The organism is Aeoliella fuhlenseeensis, from assembly GCF_052161615.1.
Taxonomy (GTDB): domain Bacteria; phylum Planctomycetota; class Planctomycetia; order Pirellulales; family Lacipirellulaceae; genus Aeoliella.
This window is the reverse complement of the sequence record NZ_CP197417.1, coordinates 1105109-1129174: the sequence shown is the minus strand read 5'-3', so window position 1 is coordinate 1129174 and position 24066 is coordinate 1105109. Positions and strand designations below refer to the sequence as shown.

The 24066-nt window shown below is 60.4% G+C and carries 18 protein-coding genes; 11 read left to right on the top strand and 7 right to left on the bottom strand.

Annotated features, from left to right (window positions below; genetic code table 11):
- Both SH292x_RS04495 and SH292x_RS04490 read right to left on the bottom strand, forming a co-directional pair.
- Nucleotides 1-1269, bottom strand: coding sequence for an NAD(P)/FAD-dependent oxidoreductase (locus tag SH292x_RS04495; RefSeq protein ID WP_442484387.1), 1269 nt, complete (start codon nt 1267-1269; stop codon nt 1-3).
- Between the two features lie 343 nt (nt 1270-1612).
- Nucleotides 1613-3145: a sigma 54-interacting transcriptional regulator gene (locus SH292x_RS04490; protein ID WP_442484386.1), complete on the bottom strand. Its 1533-nt coding sequence runs from the start codon at nt 3143-3145 to the stop codon at nt 1613-1615.
- A gap of 238 nt (nt 3146-3383) precedes the next feature.
- Between SH292x_RS04490 and SH292x_RS04485 the strand changes: the two genes are divergently transcribed.
- Together SH292x_RS04485 and SH292x_RS04480 are read left to right on the top strand one after the other, a co-directional pair.
- Nucleotides 3384-6203, top strand: a complete 2820-nt coding sequence (locus SH292x_RS04485; protein ID WP_442484385.1) for a hypothetical protein — start codon at nt 3384-3386, stop codon at nt 6201-6203.
- A gap of 214 nt (nt 6204-6417) precedes the next feature.
- Nucleotides 6418-7515, top strand: a complete 1098-nt coding sequence (locus SH292x_RS04480; protein WP_442484384.1) for an endonuclease/exonuclease/phosphatase family protein — start codon at nt 6418-6420, stop codon at nt 7513-7515.
- A 104-nt stretch (nt 7516-7619) separates the two neighbouring features.
- Here SH292x_RS04480 and SH292x_RS04475 read toward each other — a convergent pair whose 3' ends face one another.
- The 3 genes from SH292x_RS04475 to SH292x_RS04465 form a co-directional block, all read right to left on the bottom strand.
- The gene (locus SH292x_RS04475) at nt 7620-8441 is read right to left on the bottom strand and encodes a PilZ domain-containing protein (RefSeq protein ID WP_442484383.1); all 822 of its coding nucleotides are present in this window, start codon (nt 8439-8441) and stop codon (nt 7620-7622) included.
- Between the two features lie 453 nt (nt 8442-8894).
- Nucleotides 8895-9398, bottom strand: coding sequence for a hypothetical protein (locus tag SH292x_RS04470; protein WP_442484382.1), 504 nt, complete (start codon nt 9396-9398; stop codon nt 8895-8897).
- A 97-nt stretch (nt 9399-9495) separates the two neighbouring features.
- Nucleotides 9496-9831, bottom strand: a complete 336-nt coding sequence (locus SH292x_RS04465) for a hypothetical protein (RefSeq protein ID WP_442484381.1) — start codon at nt 9829-9831, stop codon at nt 9496-9498.
- Between the two features lie 457 nt (nt 9832-10288).
- Between SH292x_RS04465 and pgsB the strand changes: the two genes are divergently transcribed.
- From pgsB to SH292x_RS04430, 7 genes are all read left to right on the top strand, one after another.
- Entirely contained in the window at nt 10289-11485 is a 1197-nt protein-coding gene (gene pgsB / locus SH292x_RS04460; RefSeq protein ID WP_442484380.1) for a poly-gamma-glutamate synthase PgsB, read from the top strand.
- A 36-nt stretch (nt 11486-11521) separates the two neighbouring features.
- Nucleotides 11522-12001, top strand: coding sequence for a poly-gamma-glutamate biosynthesis protein PgsC (pgsC, locus tag SH292x_RS04455; RefSeq protein ID WP_442484379.1), 480 nt, complete (start codon nt 11522-11524; stop codon nt 11999-12001).
- An 88-nt stretch (nt 12002-12089) separates the two neighbouring features.
- Nucleotides 12090-13262: a poly-gamma-glutamate system protein gene (gene pgsW / locus SH292x_RS04450; RefSeq protein WP_442484378.1), complete on the top strand. Its 1173-nt coding sequence runs from the start codon at nt 12090-12092 to the stop codon at nt 13260-13262.
- A 103-nt stretch (nt 13263-13365) separates the two neighbouring features.
- The gene (locus SH292x_RS04445) at nt 13366-14670 is read left to right on the top strand and encodes a serine/threonine protein kinase (RefSeq protein ID WP_442484377.1); all 1305 of its coding nucleotides are present in this window, start codon (nt 13366-13368) and stop codon (nt 14668-14670) included.
- Nucleotides 14637-15494 (top strand): PP2C family protein-serine/threonine phosphatase, encoded by an 858-nt coding sequence (locus tag SH292x_RS04440; protein WP_442484376.1) that lies wholly within the window; start codon nt 14637-14639, stop codon nt 15492-15494. The genes SH292x_RS04445 and SH292x_RS04440 overlap by 34 nt, the downstream gene beginning before the upstream one ends.
- A gap of 223 nt (nt 15495-15717) precedes the next feature.
- A complete protein-coding gene (locus SH292x_RS04435) occupies nt 15718-16026 on the top strand; it encodes a hypothetical protein (RefSeq protein ID WP_442484375.1) in 309 nt (102 codons plus the stop codon).
- 75 nt (nt 16027-16101) lie between these two features.
- Nucleotides 16102-16533, top strand: coding sequence for a helix-turn-helix domain-containing protein (locus SH292x_RS04430; protein ID WP_442484374.1), 432 nt, complete (start codon nt 16102-16104; stop codon nt 16531-16533).
- A gap of 1010 nt (nt 16534-17543) precedes the next feature.
- On the opposite strand, the gene SH292x_RS04425 is transcribed toward SH292x_RS04430, so the two are convergent.
- Both SH292x_RS04425 and SH292x_RS04420 read right to left on the bottom strand, forming a co-directional pair.
- Complete coding sequence (locus tag SH292x_RS04425; protein ID WP_442484373.1) at nt 17544-18089, bottom strand: hypothetical protein; 546 nt, start codon at nt 18087-18089, stop codon at nt 17544-17546.
- 132 nt (nt 18090-18221) lie between these two features.
- The gene (locus tag SH292x_RS04420) at nt 18222-18950 is read right to left on the bottom strand and encodes a DUF899 domain-containing protein (RefSeq protein WP_442484372.1); all 729 of its coding nucleotides are present in this window, start codon (nt 18948-18950) and stop codon (nt 18222-18224) included.
- A 931-nt stretch (nt 18951-19881) separates the two neighbouring features.
- Between SH292x_RS04420 and SH292x_RS04415 the strand changes: the two genes are divergently transcribed.
- Nucleotides 19882-22242 carry a DUF1553 domain-containing protein gene (locus tag SH292x_RS04415; RefSeq protein WP_442484371.1) on the top strand — a complete coding sequence of 787 codons (2361 nt, stop codon included), beginning with the start codon at nt 19882-19884 and terminating at the stop codon, nt 22240-22242.
- Nucleotides 22243-22713: 471 nt separating this feature from the next.
- Nucleotides 22714-24042 (top strand): PEP-CTERM sorting domain-containing protein, encoded by a 1329-nt coding sequence (locus tag SH292x_RS04410; protein ID WP_442484370.1) that lies wholly within the window; start codon nt 22714-22716, stop codon nt 24040-24042.
- The last annotated feature ends 24 nt before the right edge of the window (nt 24043-24066 follow it).

Genomic DNA, 24066 nt, shown 5'->3' with positions numbered 1-24066 from the left:
TTACGTCGGTTTGTGGGGCCGCACTGTGATCAGTCGAGCCGAGCGGCCACGGGTCACGTAGCTCCAGGTCCATTGCATCAGCACAAGAATTCGATTCTCGAATTCCACGAGCTGCATCAGGTGGATTAGCAGCCACAGCCACCACGCAAATATGCCAGTGAACTTCAGCCGCCCCAACTTCGCGACGGCCGCCGCTCGCCCAATCGTCGCGAGCGAACCCAAATCGCGATAGTGGAACACCGGCGTTTCCTTACCCGCGATGCGATTGCGAAGCAACTTGGCGACGTACTTGCCTTCCTGAATCGCGGCCGGAGCCACGCCGGGAATCGGCTTGCCGTTGCCATTCACCAAACTCGCTAGATCACCAACCACGAACACGTTCGGGTGATTCTTGATCGACAGATCAGGTTCGACCATCACACGGCCACCCCGATCGACTTCGGCGCCCGTGGCAGCGGCTAGCTTTGCGCCCAGCGGCGATGCCTTCACGCCGGCAGCCCACAGCACGGTGCCTGCTTCGATGCGTTGCTCCCAGTCGTCCGTCGTGAGCGTAACACCATCCGTATCGATTGCCGACACCTTCAGGCCAGTGTGGACCTCAACGCCAAGTTTCTCCAGCGCTTCGCGAGCCTTCACCGACAAGTCTTCCGGAAAAGCGGCTAGCACGTGCGGTGCCGCGTCAACCAGCACCACGCGGGTCGACGCCGTGTCGATATTGCGAAACTCTTTGGGAAGTGTGTGCCTAGCGAGGTCGGCGAGCGTGCCGGCGAGCTCCACTCCGGTCGGCCCTCCGCCAACGACAACGAACGTCAGCATCTTCTTTCGCTTCTCGTCGTCGGTCTCCCATTCGGCAAGCTCGAAAGCGCTCAAAATGCGAGCACGGATCTCGGTCGCCTCGGCGATCGACTTTAGACCAGGGGCGACCTGTGCCCACGCGTCCTTGCCGAAGTAGCTGTGCGTCATCCCCGCCGCCACGATCAGCGTGTCGAACGGTACTCGCCGGTCTTCAAGAACGAGTTCCTTATTGGCGACGTCGAAGTCGACCACCTCGCCTTGCAGCACCGTAGCGTTCTTCTGTCGCTTAAGCACGCTCCGCAGCGGGGCACAGATGTTGGCAGGCGACAAACTGCCCGTCGCCACTTGATACAGCAGCGGCTGGAACAGGTGGTAGTTTTCGCGATCCACCAGCGTCACTTCGCAATCGGCGCGACGCAATCCGAGAGCGGCATTCAAGCCACCAAAACCACCACCAACAATTACAACTTTCATGGTACCAGCGGCAGGATATAGGCGGGGTAGAGGAAGGATAAATCCGGACGGCACCCTTCAGGGTGCACACCCGACCGCCTCCTACAAACGCGTCCCACACTACCAACGCCGCCCAAGAGTTACTAGCGCCCAAAAGGCGAGCTTTCCGAAACTTAATGCTAGCTTACCGCGGCGCGCCAGGCGGTACGGCCGGCCGTGAATTTTTCGCGGGGGAGTCGGGAAATCGTGAGGATTCTAATCCATGAGCCCCCACGGGCGTCGTGGGTTGTAAGAAGTCTTGCCGATGTCGAACCCAAGACTCCCGTCATGGGCTGGCATGCTATTCCGACCGCTGCGGGGTAACTCACCCTCCCCGACGAATGGCTGCCAACAGCTTCTGGTCGATCTTACTCTTCACCGTTCGTCGATCGAGGCCGAGTTTCGTGGCAGTGGCTTCGTAGGTGCCAAGCTGGGCGTAGAGCCACGTGGCATACGAGCATAACAACTCGTCGGCGGTCAGCTTGCCGGCCTCCGCGTCGGCAAGCCAGCCGGTTCGCTGGACGGTCTCTTTGGATCGCGGCGTGTACTCGCGCCGGACGAGGATGTTGCGGACGCACTGTTCGAGCTCGCGGATGTTGCCAGGCCACGCGTAGCCCGCCGGCATGTTCGAGGCGATGCACTCCTGGGCCTCTGCGGCGACCGCGTTGGCCTCGCCTGGCGCGACACGCTCGGCAATGAAGTGAATCAAACCTTCGAGCGCCTGCGGGCGATCGGCGAGTTGCTCGCGGAGACTAGGTGTCTCAATGCGATCGGCGCAGAGTCGGTAGTACAAGTCATGTCGGAACCGGCCGGCGTCGATCTCCTCGGCCAAGTCGCGATTCGTGGCGGCAATGATTTTGCCAGCGAACGTCCGCTCGGCCGAATCGCCCAGTCGCGTGTAAGTCCGCTGCTGAACTACCCGAAGCAATTTCACCTGGATGGCAAGGTCTAGCTCGCCAATCTCGTCAAGAAACACCGCCCCGTGTGGCCGGCACGCTTCGAGCCAACCGACGCGATCCTCCGCCGCCCCCGTGAACGCACCACGACGATGACCGAACAACTCGGATTCGATCAGCGTCGGCGATAGCGCGGACAAGTTGAGCGGCGTGAACGCGATGGCAGGATCGTCGACAAACTGCTCTCGCTCGGCGTCGAAGTCGAGGAACTGCGAGCACGCGATGGCGCGGGCCACCAGTTCTTTACCCGTTCCCGATGGACCCGTGATCAGCGTAGGGAGCTCGCGCATCGTGCGGTAAAGCGATCGGCGATACCGCCGCATGTCGTGCGTGAAGATCGACTGCCACACGGCTTCACGAAGTCGACCCGCAGGTGCCGACTCGCCCAAAATGCAATCGAAGATATGCTTGAACGCCCTCCGCACTTGGCAGAGGCAAGCGAACAAATGCGCGGCAGCGTGTGCATTGTGCCCTTCGAAGCTCCCTACCGCGAACATTCGCTCGTAGTCCGCTAGAAACTCGCGCCATACCCGCTGCCCATTCTTCCCACGCGGCGGGGCGTACAGCTCGTCGATGGTGTGCGACGCGATGTGGCGGTAGTAGAGTACGTAGGTCACCAGCCCGTCGTAGAGCTCGCGACTGCGGGCATCTACGGACCGACGCTTTGCTAAACGCTCGCGGCACTCTTCAGCAAGCGAGTCGGCCCGCACCGTGACAGCGCGGACGGTCGCCCGCTCCTCGTGCTCGGTGGTTTGCGTGCGGCTCCACACGAGGGCGTTCTCCTCGGAGTCGGCCGCACCAAGGGCCTGTTGTTCGAGTTCCATTCGCCTGCGGCTGAACGGATTCGAGTAGACCATCTCGGCCAAAGCTTCGAGAAACGGCAAATCCTGAGTGTCAAACAAGGCCTACCCCGCGCGCATTCAATGAACTTCACTACCTACATCCAGTGTACCACACCCACGCTTCCCAGCGGTTGCGTGTTCGCCGCGAATAATCGCAAACCATTCTCCACAAGCAACTTGCGACTTTTCTTAGAACGCTGGCATCCCTCTTGCTTTAGCGAGGTGACGAACGGGACACCTCCACGCGTCCCACCACGCACCGCCCGCTCAGCAGGGCTTCGATTGAAAGGGAAAAAAGATGAGCCGCACCTACCACGAGTTGATCGCCGCGATCGACCACTTCCGTACTCAATTAACCGCCTGGCAGGAAACCGGGCTAGTCACCCCGACGCAGCGGGAACGGATCACGGATGTCTACAACAAGTGGGCCGCCGAACTTGTCCCCGACGTCGACTACACGAGCGTCCTCCCCCCCGCGCGCCTCTGTGCCCCTGAGCACCAAGTATTGGAAACCGAGCGGCGGAACTTGGTTTTTGCCGAGCAAGAAGTCCGCCGACAAGCGAGCCAAGAGCGTTTGACCATGGTGCAGGCTCAATCGTTAGTCGCCGACGTACGCCGTAAGTTGGCAGAAGTGGAGAAGACTCTCAACTACACCGCCGCGCCAGTTGAGGGCACGCCGCCAAGCGAAGCACCGCCGGGGCGTAGCCTCATGGAGTACTTGCTCGATCCCCGAAGCCTGCAAGCGCTGATGATCACGGGCGGCGCGCTCCTGATGCTCGGCCTCGTGATCTGGTTGTGGTCGGTGGGCGTGTTTGAGAATCCGATAGTGGTAGCGTGTTCGATGGCCGCCGTGAACCTCGGCGTCCTCGCCGGCGGTGCGGCGCTGGTCCGCTACACGCGTTACCAAACCGCCGGGCGAGCCATGACGCTCCTCGCCTGCCTTGCGCTACCACTTAACCTTTGGTTCTACGACGCTCAGGACCTTATTTCGATCCGCAAAGGCGAGCCCCTCTGGGTTCCAGCGCTAGTCTGCTGCGCCATCTACGCGGGCATCGCGAGACTACTCAAGGACGCGAAGTTCGTCTACGCACTAGTCGCGGGTGTTGCGATGACAGGGCTACTGTTTCTCGCCGATGACGCGGTCGATCGCTTCTGGTCCGTGCTTGGCCCCTCGACGTTCCTCGTTTTGCTGGGCGCGATCTGCATCCATGTCGAGAGGCTGTTCCACACGGGCGAGGGTCCCTTTAATCGCGCCAACTTCGGCCGGGCGTTCTTCATCGCGGGGCATGTTGCCATGGGAGCGGGCCTTGCGGTGCTACTGGGTGGCCGTCTGGTGGGCGATTTCTACGAAACGGTCTTCGCGCAGTATCTCGAACACGCTCCGAAGGTCTCGACCGTCATCGGTTCGAAGCTCACCGCCCTGCTACTCGCACTCTTGGGCACCTACACCTACGCCTACTCGCAGATCGTGGTGAGCCCCACCAGTCGCCGGTACGCTTGGTCGTCGGTTCTGGCGCTCGTGTGGAGCGAAGTCATACTACTCGACCTGCTGAACGTGCCGGCGACTGAAAGTTTGTGGCTGATCGTGATGGCTAGCACGGGGCTGTTGGCCTACATCGCTACGTCGTTTTGGAGTCGCACGACCGAGGAAGTCGATCCGATGGGCACGGCTCTCGGCAGCGTCGGGGCGCTCTGCACCGCGATTGCCTCGCTGTGGGGCACGGTCGCTTTGGTGCGTGGCCTGTTGGTGCCGGTGAGCAGCGAAGCGGGCTTTCTGCTCGATCCCCTGTACGCCATCGCGATGACGATGACCGCCGGCGCGGCGATGATGGCCGCACGGGTGGCTCGCCAGCGGGGTCTTGGCGATCACGCCAAGGTGTGGATGCAGGCCGCCGCGATCCCCGCGATGGCGGTTGTCGCTACGGGGGCCACCATGGCCGGCGTCGAGTCGCTCGCCTTGCTGCTCCCGATCTTGCTGCTTGTTCCGATAGCGATGGAAGTTGCCGGGCGCTTTGGTCGCGGCGATGGCCCGCTCGCCGATCTGTCGTACGCTGGCTACGCGGCCACAATGTTCCTGCTTACCGTTTCGATCGCCGCGGTGACCGGAATAACTGGCGAGGTGATGGTTGCCGACAATTACACCCTCGCTGCGTTCTACGCTGCTGCGGCTGGCTTACTGATGGCAGGCTCGCTGCGACAGAAGACGTTGCTCCCCGCCGTGGCGGCGGGACTCAGCGGATGCGCCGCCGTGTGGCAATTGCTCACCGCCGTGGGTCTAGCCGAGTACTCGGCTATCGTGGCGGCGTCGGTCGTGGGCCTCGGTGTTATGGCCATCGGACGCCGCAAGCAGGAAGCCGACCAACCGACGCACCTGCTGACCACGCTCGGCGCAAGCTTGGTAACGCTTGGCGCTGGAGGCGGTTTGTTAATGACGCTCGGCCGTGTGCTGGGCGACAATGCAGAGTGGGGGTTGGTAACCCTCGCGGCGGGCCAAGCCATCGCCGCGGTGATCGCCTCGGTGCTCACTAAGTCGAAGGACTGGAAGACCACATCGCGAACCTTGGCTGGGCTGCATGTGCTCGCCGGGGTGCTGGTCGCTAACATGATGCTGGGACTCAGCATGTGGGAACGTGGCGAGTTGATCCTGGTTGCCGCGGGTACCTTGCTACTGGCTGCGGGCCACATTCGCTGGAAGCGAGAAGGCGAGATTCGCGACCCAGCCGTGGACCTGCACATCTTCGCGGGTAGCTTGCTGGTCGCCATCCCGCTGACAATCGGCATGCTCGCCCAACGCATCGGCGACTACCATCCCGTATGGACTGTTGTGCCAAACGAAGTAGGTGCGTTGCTGGCAGGACTTGCGCTGCTAGGTGCCGGCGTTGTATGCCGGATGCGGGCCACAACGTTCGTCGGTGCGACCGTGACGACCGTTTGGGTGTTGAGTCTGGTCACGCTCGTAAACCTCCAACTGCAGAATGCCTCGGTCTACATGATGATCGGTGGTGGAGCGTTCTTCGCCGTGGCGGTGATGCTGAGCATCTACCGCGACCGCTTGCTAGCCCTGCCGGAGAAGGTCCGCAACCGCGAAGGCCTGTTCGGAGTGCTCGATTGGAGATGAGTGGCAGAGTGAGTAGGTGAGTAGGTTGCGGTCTCCCAACTTCCGACTGCCAACTCCCAACTGCACTGCGTGGAAGCCCGTCGGTGGGTGCGTTTTCCCTTCGCACTCACTGGCGGGCTGTTTTATGCGCTCAAGGCGGTAGCTTGGTGATTGGGCGAACGTCACTCGCCTGCTACAATCGCAGGGTCCCGATTACCCCGAGTAACCTCGCCCTATGTTCGTGGTTTCTATTGTTGCCCGTGTTCTCCTCGCGCTGATGGTCGTGGCCTCGGTGCTACCACTGTTTCCGGTGGGAGCGTGGACGGTGCGACTGTTCGACTTCCCGCGTCTGCAAGTGGTGGGGATCACGCTGCTCGCCTTGCTGGCGTTTTGGGGAGCTTACACTGCCCTTCCTAGCACCACGGCCGTCGCGATCTGGAGCGTGCTGGGCCTCGCGGTTCTTGGTTGGCAACTGAGCCACGTTGCGTGGTACACGCCACTGTGGCCGCGCGAGGTTCCCGACGCCACGGACACCGACGACCCGTCGATCACGGTGGCGGTGATTAACTTGCAATTCGACAACGCCGAAAAGCAACCAACGCTCGAAGCCCTCCGCAAGCTCGACGCTCAGTTGCTGCTACTCATGGAATACGACGAGGCGTGGGCGAAAGGGCTTGCGCCGCTCACCGACGACTATCCCTATCGCGAGGACGTGGTGCGTGACAAAGGGCTCGGCATCGCGCTTTGGAGCAAGTTTCCTCTACACGACACCGAGGTGCGTCATTTGGTTTCCGAGGATCGGGCGTCGATCTTCGCCGACTTCGAATACGCCGAGGGTCGCCGCGCGCACTTCATTGGACTACATCCGACGCCACCCGGACTGGAGCAGCGTCACGCCGATGGCCGGCACGATAGCCGCATCCGCGATGCCGAGCTGATGCTCGTCGCCAAGCACATTGCCGAGCACAAAGCCGACGACTGGATCGTCACCGGCGACTTCAACGACGTGGCGTGGAGCCACACCACGCGGTTGTTTCAAAGAATGAGTGGCCTCAAAGATCCACGAGTTGGTCGCGGGCTTTATAACACGTACCACGCCCACCATCCGCTGTTTCGCTTTCCGATCGACCACGTCTTTCTTCCGGCAAGTGCCCGCGTCGTCCGGCTGGAACGCCTCGATACGCCGGGGTCCGATCACTTTGGGTTTCTCGCCGAATTTACGCTCGAAGGTTACGAGGCGACTCGGCCGCAGCCGGAAGGGGACGACCGCAAGCAAGCCGCCGAGATGGTGAAAGAGGGGAAGAAGGACGCGGCGGAGGCCAACGAGCGGTAAGGGGTGATACCGCTGACCTCCGGTTCGCTTCGCATCCTCTCCCCCTCTTTCCACCGTCGATCCACCGCGTAAATATTGTTGACCTCGCCACCCGCTTGGCACCTCTAAACCATCGGTCGCATCACAAATCGCCCGGCGATTTCGTACAGCGATTCGATTGGTTTGCACCGCAGCACTTCGACCACTAGCTGCAGCGGCACATGAGGATGCACCGCCGGTAGTTCGACCACCATGTACTTCGGACGCCACGGTTCGTCGTGCAGTAGCGCGATGCCGGTCACCGAGATGTCGCGGGTGATCAGCATGCCGGGCTGGCCAACGGGATGCAGAAACTCGTCGAGCGGCACAGCCGCCACCGGCATCGTGATACGCATTCGCGTGTTCTCGCGGCGCTCGGGCCCCGCGTAGGGCTTGGGGACCATTGTATTGATAGCCTGCGTGATCGCGACGGGGGGATGGATCAGGTGGTCCTTTCGAATCGGGAAGCGCAAGATGCCCACGTTCTGACCACACTTCTGCGCTAGCTGTGGATCCAAGTGCCCGCGAAACTGCGTGTTGCACTTCTTGCACAACCACGTGGCCGACCACTCGTCGTTGGCCGCCTCGCGGAGCGGCAAACTGTTCATGCAGTTGGGGCACGCAAAGCCAGACGTGGAACTCGGCGGTGTTAGCTGCGGCACCACCTTGTCGAATGCCGACTCGGAAACCAACACCTTCTTGATGTTGCGTGCCTTGAGGCGATTGAGGAAAGCATCCGTGATCTGAATGCCGGCGGCAATCAGTTTGACCCCATCGGGACCATGCACCGCACAAGGCAGGGTGCTATTGAGGGGGAGCGCCGAGATGGGAATCTGACGATAGACGGTCGTCGCATTGCGATCTTCGGTTGCCGGGGCAGCGGAATCAAATATCGCTTCGTTAGCCATGGTGATCTCCTCAAGCGGGGGCAGACAGAAACACACCAAAAGACCTCTAAGGGATCTATAACATCGAAGAGGTGTCGAAGACGTGCTGATCTTGAATCTTCGGAAAGCCACCATGCTCAAATGGGGGGTACCCTACAACCTTTACCTGAGGAAAGTTGCGCCACGGTAAGCTCGATCTGTTCGATTCGCACGGCAAACTAAGTGCGGACGAAATGCCAGTCGGCAGGTGATCGAATGCCCCAGAATGGCCCCATGGTACTTGCCGCAGAGTGCCCGAAAAAAAGCCGGCCGGCGAGCGACCATGCCCCGGACGCCATCTGACTGCTCGAGGGGCTGGTAGCCTCCCAACCGGCGGCCCTCCCGGGGGTCCATGGTAAATCCCGCGCACGAAAAACCCCTCGCAAACCAATTTGGCTTGCGAGGGGCTGTAGGTTACTCAACTAGCAAGAGCGTCTAGCTGCGGGTGGTGGGCTGCGCGGCTACCTCAGTAGCTTCGCCGCACTTGCAGTCGGTGCAATCGCACTTCTCGCAAGGGCAGGCTTCCGTGCACTTGCCGCAGTCGCAGCTCGGGCACTGGCAGTCGGTGCACTGGCAATCAGCGCACTCTTTCTCGCCACAGTTTGGGCACGGGCAAGTCGCCAAGGCTACCGCCTCGGTCTTCGGGCACTTGCATGGGTCGCACTTGCAATCCTCACCGCACTTGCACGCGGCCAAGGCAACGGCCTCGGTCTTCGGGCACTTGCACGGGTCGCACTTGCAATCCTCACCGCACTTGCACGCAGCCAAGGCAACGGCCTCGGTCTTCGGGCATTCACACGGATCGCACTTGCAGTTGTCGCCACACTTGCACTTGGCCGAGGCCCCGGTGGCCGCCGAGTCGGCGGTATCACCTTGCAGTGCGTAGGCACCGGTGGAAATCGCGGCAGCAATCACCGCGAACAGAATCATCGATTTCATGGTAGAAGTCTTTCTGCGCTTGAGAAGAAATTGGAAACACTTGAAACGCATCGCAGGAGCGCACCAATTCCATGAAGGAACTGTCGCTCCGAGCAAATCAAATGATCCAGCGGCAGAGACGTTCGAGCCGCGGTGCTTCGTGTAGCACCAATTGCCGTTCTCGCCAACCTCGGGTGGCGAAGCTAGCGTGCAATGCTGGTAGAGAATAGTCGGCCGTGTCGACAAACAGCGCCAGGTCAGCACCGACTGGCAGCAGAACCGTCGCCGCGGTCACGACGAGTGGCTGATCGGCGGGGGAGCTATCGCAGCAGGGGCATTCACAGTCGTTCTTAACGCCGTGCTTGCCCTGACAGCAGTTGTCTGCCGCGGTGCTGGCGGATTCGATCTTGGCGCAATGCGGGCAGGCGGGGGTGCTAGCGACGGCTTCCTTCATCGCACACGCACAGGGCGGGCGATTTGCAAACACCGACAACGACAGCCCCAGCGCGCTCAAAAGAGCGAGGCAGGCCGTCCAGCGTCGATATCGCTTTGAGAACATACTTATTAGTACGCAAGCCGCGGAAATAAGTTTCGCCGACTTTTTATTGGACCACGCAGTATCCCGCGGGTCCACTGGCAGGTCGGCTGCCACTTCTACTCTATTGTAGAGTCTTTTGCCCCGCCGGTCGATAACTGTTGCGACAGCTACGACCTCGACAGCCGGTAAGGTTCGCCCTACCCTGCCTAACCTCCGCTTGTCATGGCACTTAGTTGCCGATACATTTTGCGCAAAGTCGCTCACCGGCGTACGTTGCCGCCGAGCCGCTAGCAACTTTCCATCCCATCCAGAGCCTGCCGATCGCCCACCATGGCCGGTCGACCTGGCCCCCAATTAGGGTTATACGACCTCGATGTCCGCCGCTGCCATTTTGTTGGCCACCACCGGTTTGCTCGCGGCCGGAGGTCTGGTGGAATCGTATTCCCACCGACGCCGACTCGCACAAATCAAAACCCGTGTGCACGTTAACGGCACCCGTGGCAAGTCGAGCGTCGCCCGACTCATCGCCGCGGGCATGCGCGCCGGCGGTGTCCGCACCTGCTGCAAGACCACCGGCACACTGCCGCGGATGATCCTGCCCGACGGCACCGAGTACCCGGTGTTCCGTCCCTCGCGTGCCAACGTCATCGAGCAGCTTCGCATCGTCGAAGCTACCGTCGAAGCCGGTGCCGATGGTCTGGTGATCGAGTGCATGGCGCTCATCCCTTATTTGCAGTGGCTGTGCGAGAACCGCATCGTCCGCGCCACGCACGCCGTGATCACCAACGCCCGCGAAGACCACCTCGACGTGATGGGCCCCACCGAGCGCGATGTCGCCAAGGCGCTCGCCGGCATGATTCCCATCAAGGGAAAGCTGTTCACCGCTGAGCGCGACCACCTCGACATCTTTCAAGAAGTCTGCGCCCAGCGTGGCACCGAGTGCATCGGCGTGACGCTGGAAGAAGTCAACCGCATTACGCCGCTCGAACTCGTCAACTTCCCGTACGTCGAACACGCCGAGAACGTCGCCCTCGCCCTGCGAGTGTGTGCCGACATGGGCATCGAACGTGGCGTCGCCCTCCAAGGCATGTGGAAAGCCAAGCCCGATCCGGGGGCGATGACCGCTCACGAGATGGACTTCTTCGGCCGGCGGATCAACTTCGTCAACGGCTTTGCGGCCAACGACCCGGAGTCGACCGAACGTATCTGGGATATGGCCCTCGAACGCTACGCCGACGTCGAACGACGCATCGCCGTGTTTAATTGCCGCGCCGACCGCCCCGACCGCTCGCAGCAGCTCGGTCGCATCGTGGTTGATTGGGCACCGGCCGACTATTACGTGCTGATCGGCTCGGGTACCTACATCTTCGGCAAAGCAGCCACCGACGCTGGTCTCGATCCGTTGAAGCTCGTGTTCGCCGAGAATCGCCGCGTCGAAGAAATCTTTGAAACCATCATCGAACTCTCCGGCCGGTCGTCGCTGGCGATGGGCATGGCGAACATCGGTGGCATTGGCCTCGAAGTCGTTCGCTACTTCGCCAACCGCAGCACCGAGACCGTTTTCAAGTAAACCAACTCCCGCAGATAAACTCTCGTTTAGATAATCATGGTCGAATTACTTAGCGTCGCGATCGGCATCGGACTCGCCGTCAGCCTGCTGTTCTCCGAGCTCTTTGGCTTGGCGGCCGGTGGTATGGTCGTGCCGGGCTACTTTGCCGTGGCCCTCAATCGCCCGATCGACGTGATCCTGACCATCCTGGCGGCGCTCGCCACCTACCTGATCGTCTACCTGATGAGCACGTTCATCATTGTCTACGGTCGCCGCCGTACGGTGCTGATGATCCTGGTGGGCTATCTGGTCCGGATGCTGTTTAACTACATCCCGATGGAACTGATCACCACCGTCGAGCCGCTGGCCAACGAGATGACGCAGTTCCAAGTGATCGGCTACATTATCCCCGGCCTGATCGCCATCTGGTTCGATCGCCAAGGCTGGATCGAGACGCTGTGCGCCCTGCTCACCGCCGCCGTGGCGATTCGCCTAGTGCTGATCCTGATCTTCGGCATCGAACTAAACCTCCTGTAAACGTACAGGCGAGCCGGGAGCGTAAGCGACCGGAGGCACACCAAAAAACTCTCGATCACTTCCCAACTATCAACGCCTCCCCAATCGCATGAAAAAAGTAATCTGGCGTCCCAAGGCTGTCTCGCGTCCGGCGCTCATGCTCATTGCGCTGCTCTCGGGCGTTGGCATGTTGATGGTCGAGCGGCTCCGCGTGGATCGCGAGCAGCCCTACTTCGACCTAAAGATCGCCGCCACCGAAACGGCCGATCGGGCATTCAACGAGATCAAGAAGCAGCGGATGAAGGTCAAGGAAATCGATCCGGCCTACGATCCGCTCGAGACCGGGCTGATCGGCATCAACATGTCGGTCATCACCAGCGTCAACGGCGTGCTCCCGAGCAAGCAAACCTCCGCCAACCCCAACTTCGCCGCCGTGCTGGTCGACATGCTCATGCGGGCCGGCGTCAAGGAAGGCGATATGGTCGGCGTGGGACTCTCCGGCTCGTTCCCAGCCCTCAACGTCTGCACGATCACGGCCATCGAGACCATCGGTGCGACGCCGCTCATCATCTCTAGCGGTGCCGCCTCGCAATGGGGCGCGAACCTGCCCGAGTTCATGTGGATCGACATGGAGAAACTCCTCTACGACCAAGGCATCATCGAACACCGTTCGCTCGCCGCCTCGATCGGTGGTGACGAGGACAGCGGCAAGAACCTCTCGCCCGAGGGAATCGTCGCCATTCAGGCCGCTATCGAACGCTGTGACCTGCCCATGATCATCGCCAACGACTTCACCGGCGCCGTCGACGAACGCATGAGACTGATGCGCGAGGAGGCCGGACTTCAAGCCATTAGGGCCTACATCAACGTCGGCGGTGGTGCCGTCTCCGCAGGTACCAGCCTCGGCAAAAAGCTGTTCGACGCTGGCCTCAACATGCGGCCTCCCATGCGCATGCCACCGGAGCTGGACGGCGTAATGCCTCGCTTCAGCAAGCTGGGTGTCCCGGTGATCAACGTCATCGACATCGTCAGCTTGGCCGAGCGCTACGGCCTGCCGACTGCTCCTCCGCTCCCCGAGGAACTCACCGCCATCCGAGACCAGTTCGAGCCTGGCCAAGGGGCCGTTTTTGTCGCCGTTGACTATAATAGGGCCCTCACCGTGGGTGTCCTGGTAGCCATCGTGGCCAGCTTGTTCGGATTTATCCGGTCGGACATTGGTTTCCGCCTATTGCAAGGCGGACACACACGGAAACAGGTTGGACATCCCGAACCGATGGTATAATTGAAGGCGGGAGTAGAAAGGCGGAACGGGGGGAGGTTCTCCCCGCTGGCCCTGCGTACTTTCATTTCCCCTTCCTCCTTCAAACTTCCGCCTTCTCCTCCGTATGTTTCGCGCTCGCCAGCGATTTGGTAAGTACATCATCGAGCGCAAGATCGCCGAAGGCGGCTTTGCGGTGGTGTACCAGGCGCGCGATACCATCGAGGGCATACGCGTGGCCCTCAAGATGCCTTACGCGCATCTGCTGAACTCCGAGACGCTCGAAGAGTTCCGCCAGGAAGTCCGCCTCGTCGCCCGGCTCGATCACCCCAATATCCTGCCGCTCAAGTACGCCGATTACATCGATGGCAAGTTCGTCATCATCACGGCCCTGGGCGAAGAGAGTCTCGACGACCGGCTACAGCGGCGGCTCTCCCCCAAGCTCGCGCTCGACTACGCCGACCAGATGCTCGCCGCCGTGAGCTACGCCCATAGCGAGCGGATCATTCACTGCGACATCAAGCCCGACAATTTCGTCATGTTCCCGGGCGATCGCATTCGCCTCACGGACTTTGGCATCGCCCGGGTCGCGCTCCACACGCTGCAAGGCTCGGGCGCGGGGACGTTAGGGTACGTCGCCCCCGAGCAAGCGATGGGGCACGTCTCGCCGCGGGCCGATGTCTTCTCGCTCGGCATCACCTTCTACCGCATGCTCACCGGCAAGCTGCCAAAGTTCCCGTACGAGTGGCCCCCTATTGGGTACGATCGGCTTCGCACCAAGGTGCACCCCGACATGATCTCGCTGCTCCGCCGCGCGATGGAGCCCGACGCCCGCAAGCGTTTCCGCGACGCCGTGCAAATGGAAGCCGCCTACGACGCCATCCGCACCCGGGCGCTCAAGGTCGGTGGCAAGACCACCAGCACCGGCTCGACCACCAAGCGCGCCAAAGACTGGCGGGCCGTCCAGCGCAAGCAATTCCTGAAGCTGTTCGGTGCGGAGCTCGAGACCAACTACGAGTGCCACCACTGCGCGGGCCCCGTGTCCGAGGCAATGCACGGTTGCCCCTGGTGCGGCAAGAAGCGCCCCCGGCACAACGACACGACCAAATTCCCCCAATGTTGCCCACGTTGCCACCGCGGCATGAAACTCGACTGGGTTTACTGTCCCTGGTGCTACGGTCCTGGCTTCGAACCCGAATCCGAGCGACAATACCCCGACAAGCGATACACGGCCAAGTGCGGCAACCTCAAATGCTCGCGCAAGGTCCTGATGCCCTTCATGCGTTACTGCCCCTGGTGCCAAACGAAAGTGCGACGCCGTTGGCAACTCAGCGGTTCGAAACACAGTTGCCAGCGTTGTGGCTGGGGCGTGGCGGGGGATTACTGGAGTTACTGCCCATGGTGCACCAAGGCGCTCAAGACGGTCCGCTAGTCGCGGGAGCACCGGACGACAAGGTGCTAGAACGCGCGAAGCTCTACACCGCCTCCAACATGGAGTCGCCGGACGTGCACGCCGTTGCCGGTAGGCGTATCGCCGTGCTCTCACAGCGCTCGCCCGGCAAAGACACTCCCAACGAAGACTCCGCCGCCATCATTCCCTGGGGCGAAAACAGCGCCGTGCTGGTCGTCGCCGACGGACTCGGCGGCCAAGCCCTCGGCGAAGAAGCCTCAGCACTCGCGGTCCGCCGGCTCAAACTCGCCGTCCAGCAGTGCGACCCCGAGCTCTCCGAACTACGCACGGCGATCCTCAACGGCATCGAAGCCGCCAATCGCGACGTGTTGGAACTTGGCCGCGGCGCGGCAACCACGCTCGCCGTCATCGAACTCACCGGCAGCACCATCCGCCCCTACCACGTCGGCGACTCGGCGATCCTGGCTTTCGGCCAGCGAGGCAAAGTCAAACTGCAAACCACCGCCCACTCGCCGGTAGGCTACGGCGTCGAAGCCGGCCTGATCGACGCCGCCGACGCCATCCACCACGAACACCGCCACGTGGTATCGAACGTCGTAGGAACCCCTGACATCCGCATCGAGATCGGATCCGAACGCCAACTCTCCGACCTCGACACCGTGCTCATCGCCAGCGACGGCCTGTTCGACAACTTGCATTTGCCCGAGATCATCGAACTCGCCCGCAAAGGCCCCGTCCAAAAAGCCTGCCAAGCCCTACAGGTCCTCGCCCGCCAACGCATGAACGAAGCCGCGGACGGCCAGCCATCGAAAGCGGATGATTTGACGATCATTGTGTGTAGGTAGCTTATCCTTCGCTCTCCCCCACTAACTTCACCCTCCCTCCGGGAGGGTCGCGCTGTAAGCGTGGGGAGGGTAAGTGCTCCAAGTTCTTAAAGCTCCCAGTGAGCCGGGTCGTCCCCGACCCCGGACAGCCACAAGGTTTTCATCTCGTGTATACTGACGAGTGTCGTCACGCAGGGTCGTGCGGTTGCGGACTTCTTGTTGGCTAGGAATAGATGGGTAGCGCATGCGTTGGATCATCAGCTTCTCGATTCTAATGGTAGTTGCCAACCTATTTGCCTACTTCGTGGTGCTCGGAGTAGGCTTCAGCATGGGTATCGCGCGAACGCCGTTTGAGAGATTCATGAAGAGCTGCTATCCGATGGCAGATACTCTTCTGGGACCGCAATATTACGCGATGGCACACTGGCCAATGAAGGTCGACTACACCTGGTGGATCCCGGCGATAGTGGTGATCGTTTTGGAAGCGACTCTGCTGTCGCTGCCGTTTCTCTTGCTGGAGTGGAGAAAGCCGCCGAAGCAGACGGAGGAATGAATTTCTAATGACAGCCGAAGATGCGACTACGGGCATGCGACCCCACTCACTTCTCACGCTAAAGGAACCTAGATCATGCCCGTCGCTTACGCATTCCGCTTCCAAGGCAAGGCCCGCGATTCGTACTTGAACTGCATCCTCGAGTTCCCACTCACGACCATCGTCTCCGACGCGCATCTGGCGGCGGCGCAGAAGGTCATCGACCGATTGCTTGCTGCTCGCAAGTTGGACCGTGGGCAGGAAGCCTACCTCGATGCCTTAAGCAATCTGACCGCGTCGTACGAAGACGAGCACGTGCAGATCGGCCCCGCCTCGGACGCCGATATGCTCCGCCACCTGCTCGACGCCAAGGGTGTCACACAAGCCGAACTGCACCGCGAAACCGGCATCTCGAAGTCGTCCCTCTCCGAAGTTCTAGCCGGCAAAAAACCCCTCAGCCGTCAGATGATCCGCCGCCTAGCGGAGTACTTCGGCGTCGACGTGAGCGTGCTGGCGGGGAACTTGTAGGGCAGAAGTGTTGCCCCACGACGCCCTGCACCCTCCCTCCGGGAGGGTCGCGCTGTAAGCGCGGGGAGGGCAAATGCTCTACCTGCTGAAGCCCTCCAGTGAGCCGGGTCGTCCCCGACCCCGGACAGCGATCCAAGAACTGCGACTGTAGTATATATACTACAGTCGCAGAGGTAGTATGGCAGAATTGACAGAACTATCGTCGAGCGTCAGTGGCTCATCACGGTACCTCCACCCGCTCATCTGCTGCCTGCAGTGCACCGTCCTGCCAATCAATGCACCTCGACGATTCGTTACTCTACATTCCAACGTCTGCGGCGTGCAAACTGAACTCTTAACAACTGCGAATGAACTCTCGCATCCAACGATTCTGCTTGAATGGCTACACTCGGTGGCCAACACTCGGGGCACGATTTGCCTTTTCGTCATTGGCCACAATGACGGTACTTCTTTGCGTTGGCGTTATTCCAACAACTATCGAGAAGTTACAGCAGGGCCAACCTTGGGGCCTCTACTTGCTATTCTGGGTGCCAATAATGGCGTTGGCCTCAGGCGCGCTAGCCGGACTCCATGGGTTGGTAGATGCTTGGCGACTGGGAGGAGATCGTGCGACGCTCTATCTCTGCCGTCGAGGATTGATACTTGCACAGCGTGGGCGTCACCCGCAACGCTTTCCTTCGAGAATCGTTTCGGCGATGGAGATAGAGGCGAAACCGCGTAGGCTGCTGAGGGTTCCTCCCAGACTTTCCATCACGACCGCCGGTGCCTCGTCCGAAGTACCTAGAGTCGTCACCATTTGGCTATCGGAATCGGGGCAAACGCTCACGGCCACATACGACTCACTAGCCGCCCTCGCATCTCGACCGGATTTCGAGTTCCATCGTTCAATCGATGATCGCGGATCGAAGTGACTAACGATTTGATCGCCGGCCGAGCGGCAACGTCTATCCCCACTTTTTTGACGTGCCACTCGCTAGCCCACGTACTTACGTAGCCTCGTGCATCAGGAATTAGTCAAGATTTGAGGCTGCGCTCTCGGCAGTCTCGATACCCGTGCAGGTGGCTATTTCATCCAGAACTTCCTCGGCCTTTACGCGTGAACTGGTTGAAAACAGATGGACGATAATGCCGTCCCTCTCGCCAATTGTCAGCAGCACTCGATGCCAGAGTTCGCTCGCCGGAGCTATATCCACTTCAACGATTGAGAGTGAGCATTGGCTAGTTTTCACCTCACCACCAGTCCGCTTGAAAAGCGAAGTGTGCCTATAGCGCACGCGATGACCACGCACCACGAGGAGCATCCTCGTCGTCAGCAACTTCAGGCCGGCGTAAGTGGCTGACAGGGCCATCAAGCCCACCGACACCCCTGCACTAACTACAATCGTATAGATATTCGGGTAGTACTCTGCGAAGACTATCGTCGCGACCGACAGGGCGACAAATAGCACACTCACTGCCAGCCCTATCGCCACCGCCCAATTCGCACCCGAGTAGGCGGCTCGAAGCCTCCGCTTCTCTAGGCGATCTATGTGCAGAACTGAATCCACCACGATCATGGGCAAACGCGACTAAAAAACAAGCAGGGCGACGGTTGCAAGTACGAGGCTTCTCATGAATAGCATCATAAGCTAAGTACCTCGTTCGTGCACCTCACTCAGCCGTCACTTAGTGTTCGGACTCAACACGCATCACCCATAAGTCTTCCTCTGCGGCCACCCCTCGGGCGAGTCCTCAAAATCCTCCTGCCGGCCATACGTGGTTCTATCCAGCAGCGTGTACGAGTTCGTGAGGTTCTCGCAGCCGCGGGCGTAGGTGGAGTACGTGTGGTAGATCTCGCCGTCGAGTTCGAAGAACACGCTCAGGCCGTGCGATTCGCCGGAGGTGAAGTAGGGTTCCGCTTCTTCGCGCGCTTCGAGTTCGGCGCGGTCGCGGTAGTTGTATTCGAGCTGGACGATGTTGTTGTCGAGCGTCACGTGGAAGTCGTAGTTGAAGTCGCTGCCGAACGACGAGTACCAGGGCCATGCCCAACCTTGCTCGTTCTTGTATTTCTCGAGCTTCGCGAGCGGTGCGCGAGAGACGAGCGCGAACGACGTGTTGCGGTCGCCGAGCATCGACAGGTCGCCGATCGCGTTGACAAGCCCAGTGCAGCCCGAGCAGCCCTCCTCCCACTCAGGGTCGAACATGAAGTGGTAGACGATCAGTTGCCGGCGGCCTTCGAACAGATCGACGAGCTTCACGCGGCCACCGGGTCCATCGAACTCGTACTCTTTATCAAGCCGCACCATCGGCAGTCGCCGCCGCTCGGCGTTCACGGCGTCGTAGTGCTTGGTCAGTTCCTTCTCGCGGGCGAGCAGCGTTTTGCGGGCCGCGGTCCACTCGTCGCGCGAGACAATCGGGGGATGGGGTACGGTGCTCATGGCAAGCTCCTTGATGGATTCGTGGCGGAAGTGGATAGGTACAAGTTAGCCGACCAGAGGGGCGAAGAATCGACAGCTTGTTTTGCAATTTCCGAGTGAAATCAGGGAGACAACTTTTTTCACTTTTTTCGAGAATCCGACTAGAAAGCTGCGCGTTGGGTGTGTTCTACTGTGCACATCCACAGAATAAGTGGACGTATGTTCTTTGACAACCTGAAAAACGAGATAAAAACGTCAGCCCATCTGCCTAGCCCGCAGTTCGTGGCACACGACCGTGTCATCCTGAGGGAGCCCCAGCGACCGAAGGATCTCGCTCGCCATTCTTTCAGCTATCACAGGGGCGAGATTCTCCCGGGAGCACTACTCCCGTCAGAATGACACTCGGGTACCACCCCGTGGGCAAGTAATGTCGCACCTGCGGGTTGCCCCTGCGACTTTACTCCATGGCGACCGCTGCTAAGTCTCGGCATAAACCATGGAAGCACAACACTTTACGCCACAACTCCCTGTGGAGGAAAAATTCGTTTTGTCGCAGTGAATGCGTTTTCGCCAACGTGCGACTTGTCGGACGGAAACTGGGAACTTTGTGCAAAAGAGTGGAGGGCTCCGCTCGCTGCTAAGAATCCAATTCCCAACTCCGGAAAACGTCCAAGGACGCGAAATTGGCGGGATTTCGGGATTAATTCGCAAAAAACCGTGATTAGTTACGTCTAATATAGAGAGGATGCCCCTTTGCTTAAGAAGTAGAGGACCGCTGCTCACAACGACAGCCGCATGCCTTGCGCAAAGCCTTTTAGGAAAAGCACTTAGCCCCACCATGCAGTTAGAGATGGATTGCTCTCCCTCCACCGAGTCGCCCGCGCGGAGTTCGAGTTCTGCTCGAAACCGCCTCGCTTGGCTCGCCGCACTTGCCCCGCTTCTGCCTCGCCTTATGCCCGCCCGCCTCGCCTACCTCGCCACCGTCGTTCTGCTCGCCACCTCCGCCTCAGCTGAGGAGAAGATCGAGTTCAACCGCGACATCCGGCCGATCCTTTCCGATCGTTGCTTCAGCTGCCACGGTCCGGACAGCGGATCCCGTGAAGCGGACCTGCGACTCGACACGTTCGAAGGAGCCACCGACTGGGCGATCGTCCCCGGAGCCCCCGACGACAGCGAGGTAATCGCCCGCATCGTGACGGACGACCCCGACCTGATGATGCCGCCTCCCTCGGCAGAAAAGCCCGCGCTGACGAAGAAAGAGGTCGAGCTGCTGAAGAAGTGGGTCGAGCAAGGAGCCGAGTACGAGAAGCTATGGTCGTACTTGCCGGTGGAGCGCGTGGAGCCCGCGAAGGACAAAGAAGATAAGTGGTCGCGGACGCCGATCGACCGTTTCTTGTACGAGCGCTACCAGCGCGAAGGAGTGTCACCGAGCCCCGAAGCCGACCGCCGCACGCTCGCCCGCCGTTTGTATTTCGACCTCACCGGCTTGCCGCCGACGGCAGCGGAAGTGGCGGAGTTTGAAGCGGACAATCGCCCCGATGCTTACGAGCGACTGGTCGACAAGCTGCTGGCATCGCCCCACTACGGCGAGCGGATGGCGCAGTGGTGGTTCGACCTTGTTCGATTCGCCAACACCGTCGGCTATCACGGCGATCAGATGCACGCCGCGATTCCTTACCGCGACTACGTGATCAATGCGTTCAACGAGAACCTGCCTTTCGACCAGTTCACCATCGATCAACTCGCGGGCGACTTGGTTGAGAATCCCACAATGTGGCAAAAGGTCGCGACCGGCTATAACCGGTTGCTGCAAACGACGCACGAGGGGGGAGCCCAGAACAAAGAGTACTTGGCGATTCACTTGGCCGATCGCGTGCGGAATGTGGGCGAAGTATGGCTCGCGGCGAGCACGGGCTGTGCCCAGTGCCACGACCACAAGTTCGACCCGATTTCGCTCCGCGATTTCTATAGCCTCGGGGCGTTCTTCGCGGACGTGGATCATCATGGGTCATTTGAGTCGGTGTCGCGTAACGCCGAGTTCACCGAGCGTCCGCCCGAAATCATGGCGTGGACCATTCCGACTTACACGAAGATGAAGGAACTCGACGTGCAGATTGCTGCACTCGAGAAGAAGCTCCATGGCCGCATTGCAGCAGATTGGGAGAAGCTGCGCAATCAACTGGCGGAGCTGAAGTCGCAGCGCGCCAAGCTTGAGGGCGAGTACTTGCGAGCGATGGTGACCGAAGCGATCAAGAAGCCGCACACGGTTCGCGTACTTAATCGCGGAAGCTGGATGGACGAAACGGGCGAAATCGTGGAGCCCGCGGTGCCGCACTTCCTCGACCAGATCGACACGGGCGGTCGCCGTGCGACGCGTCTGGACCTCGCGAATTGGCTGGTCGATGGCAAGAACCCGCTGGTGGCGCGGACGGTGACCAATCGCCTGTGGGCGATATTCTATGGCCGTGGGATCGCGGAGAGCCTGATTGACCTCGGCTCGCAGGCCTCGCCCCCCGACCACCCCGAGTTGCTCGACTGGCTCGCCAGCGAATACGTTCGCACGGGCTGGAACACCAAGAGGATGATTCGGTTGCTGGTGACTTCGAGCGCCTACCGCCAGAGTTCGATTCCCACTGACGAGTCGATGGAGCTCGATCCGAAGAACGTGCTGGTCGCGCGGCAAGGTCGTTGGCGACTCGACGCGGAGTACATCCGAGACAACTCGCTAGCCGCGAGTGGGCTGTTGAACCTTGCCGTGGGTGGCGAGTCGGGCCGACCTTACCAGCCCACGGGCTACTACGCCCAGCTCAACTTCCCCGAGCGCGAGTACAAGCCGGCGACCGACGAGCTGCAGTATCGCCGGGGTGTGTATACGCACTGGCAGCGGCAGTTCTTGCACCCGGCGATGGTGGCGTTTGACGCTCCTTCGCGTGAGGAGTGCACGGCGAAGCGGGCCACTTCGAACACCCCGAGCGCGGCACTTGTGCTCTTGAACGATCCGTCGTACGTCGAGTCGAGCCGCGTGCTCGCCCAGCGGGCACTGGGCGAATCGAAGGGAAGCGACCGCGAGCGGATCGACTGGTTGTGGCATCACGTGCTCAACCGCGACGCCTCGCCCGACGAAGCGGACGCCGTGCTCGCACTCGTCGAGAAACATCGACAAGAGTACGAAGCCAACCCCGCAGCTGCTGAGCAGATCACCAGCATCGGGCTCAGCAAATCGGTGGGCGACGAACAAGTGATCGAAGTCGCCGCGTGGACCAGCGCGTGCCGCGTGCTGATGAACTTGAGTGAGACGATCACTCGGAACTAGGCTTAGTCGCGCATCTCATGTGTTGCGCGATGACGAATCGAGAAGTCACTCTCTCATGACTTCCACCTGCGGCAATCCCCTTCGCACTTCGCGGAGGCTTGCGGGATGCTGAAGCCGCGTAAACGCCCAAGTTTACGTGGCTTGAATCCTTCACAATAGTTTCGCCCGAACTTCACACAACTCTAACGCTGTCTTCGCGCGCGAGGAGAGTCGATTGTGTATTCTTCAACCACATCGATTGCGATTGGATTCTAGAACCAATTGCAGCAGGCGAGCCCGCGGTGCCGGGCCTCTCTGATAGACGGCGGAGCTCCGCATTCGGAGCTATCGCTCAAGGAACGCTATGGACGTGCTTCGCATCTCGGAGCTCGCGGTTAGCGGTACTAATACGACCATTGTTTTCTACTTCAACGATCGGCTGGAGGCTTGAGGCAAATGCGAATCACGCACGTTAAAAACGCCAGATGCGGGATGTTTGTAGTCCCGTTGATGCTGCTGGGTGTGCAGCAAGCGGCGGGTGTTGAGTTGGCTAACTTCAATGTGGTTCAGAATGACTTCGGCAACAACGCCACGAGCGTGAACTTCACGATTCCGACCGGCCAATCCACTGCGGGCGCCGCAGTTCGCGAAGGTTCGAACGCGGGCGATTACAATCTCGACTTCAGCGCTTCGCAAGGTGGGTCGAAAGACGACGTAGCAAACGGCGTGATGTTCCCCTTCGTAACGCAGAATTTCTCGAAGCATTTCGACAAAGCTGGCATTCCATTGTACGGCGTCGGTACCGCTTCGGCGGCGAAGTCGCTGCTCAACAACGGCACTCCGGAAGACACGGCGGACGACTACGAGCAGTACTTCATCGCCACTGCGGCGAGCAACTCAGGGATCGAACTCAACACCAACGTCTCCGCGGCTTATTTTCCGTTTAGCGAAGGCTGGATCACTGGCGCTGCGAACAACACGGCGAACGGCGGCGTGTTTACCAGCATCAACGCCGGCATCATCAGCTCCACCGGCAACAACATTGTCACACTAAACGGATCGCCAACCTCGACGACGGGCACCTTGTTCGGCGGCACCAACGGACAGCATCAACTGTTCTTGCCAACGAACCTCAACGCCGACACTCGTACGGATGGCCTGTTGTTCGTCGCTCACGCAAAGAACGAAGACAACTACGCCCTGTCGCATCCGAGTGCGTCGGGCGATTCATTCCACATCATCACCCGCGACAACGGAAGCAACGGCACTAGTACCGAGCAGGACCCCGTGGCTTTTGTCTACGTTCCCTTCGGACAAACCAATGCTGTTGGGACCCCGATCGCCATGGGCAAAGTCAATGGAGATGGTACCTTCGCCACCGTGAATGACGGGATTTCTGACACTACGTTGGTTCAAGGTGGAGCGACCGTTTCGACTTCAATTGATGGGCTCTACTCGCTAACGATTCCGGGCCAGGACCCTTCGACCGGCGTGCTGATGGTTTCGCCGGAGAGCTCGCTCGACAATACTGCGGCGTCCTTCGACAACTTCGTGACGTACCAACCGAATCAGAGCGGTGGTTGGGACATCGCGGTTCGCGACATCGGTCTTCGTCAGGCTCAACTGGAGTCGGTGGGTGCGATTCCCGCGTTCAGCTTCGCCTTCATGCCATTCGCGAATGCCCCAACGGGCCCCACCTACGGCAACTTCAGCGGCAGCATTGGTTCGATCTCGACAAGCGTTCCCGAGCCCACTTCGCTCATGCTCCTGGGAGTCCCTGTGGCGCTCGCACTATGGGCGCGACGTCGTTCGTGCGTGTGATCCAACCCGACTTCGCGCTTGCGA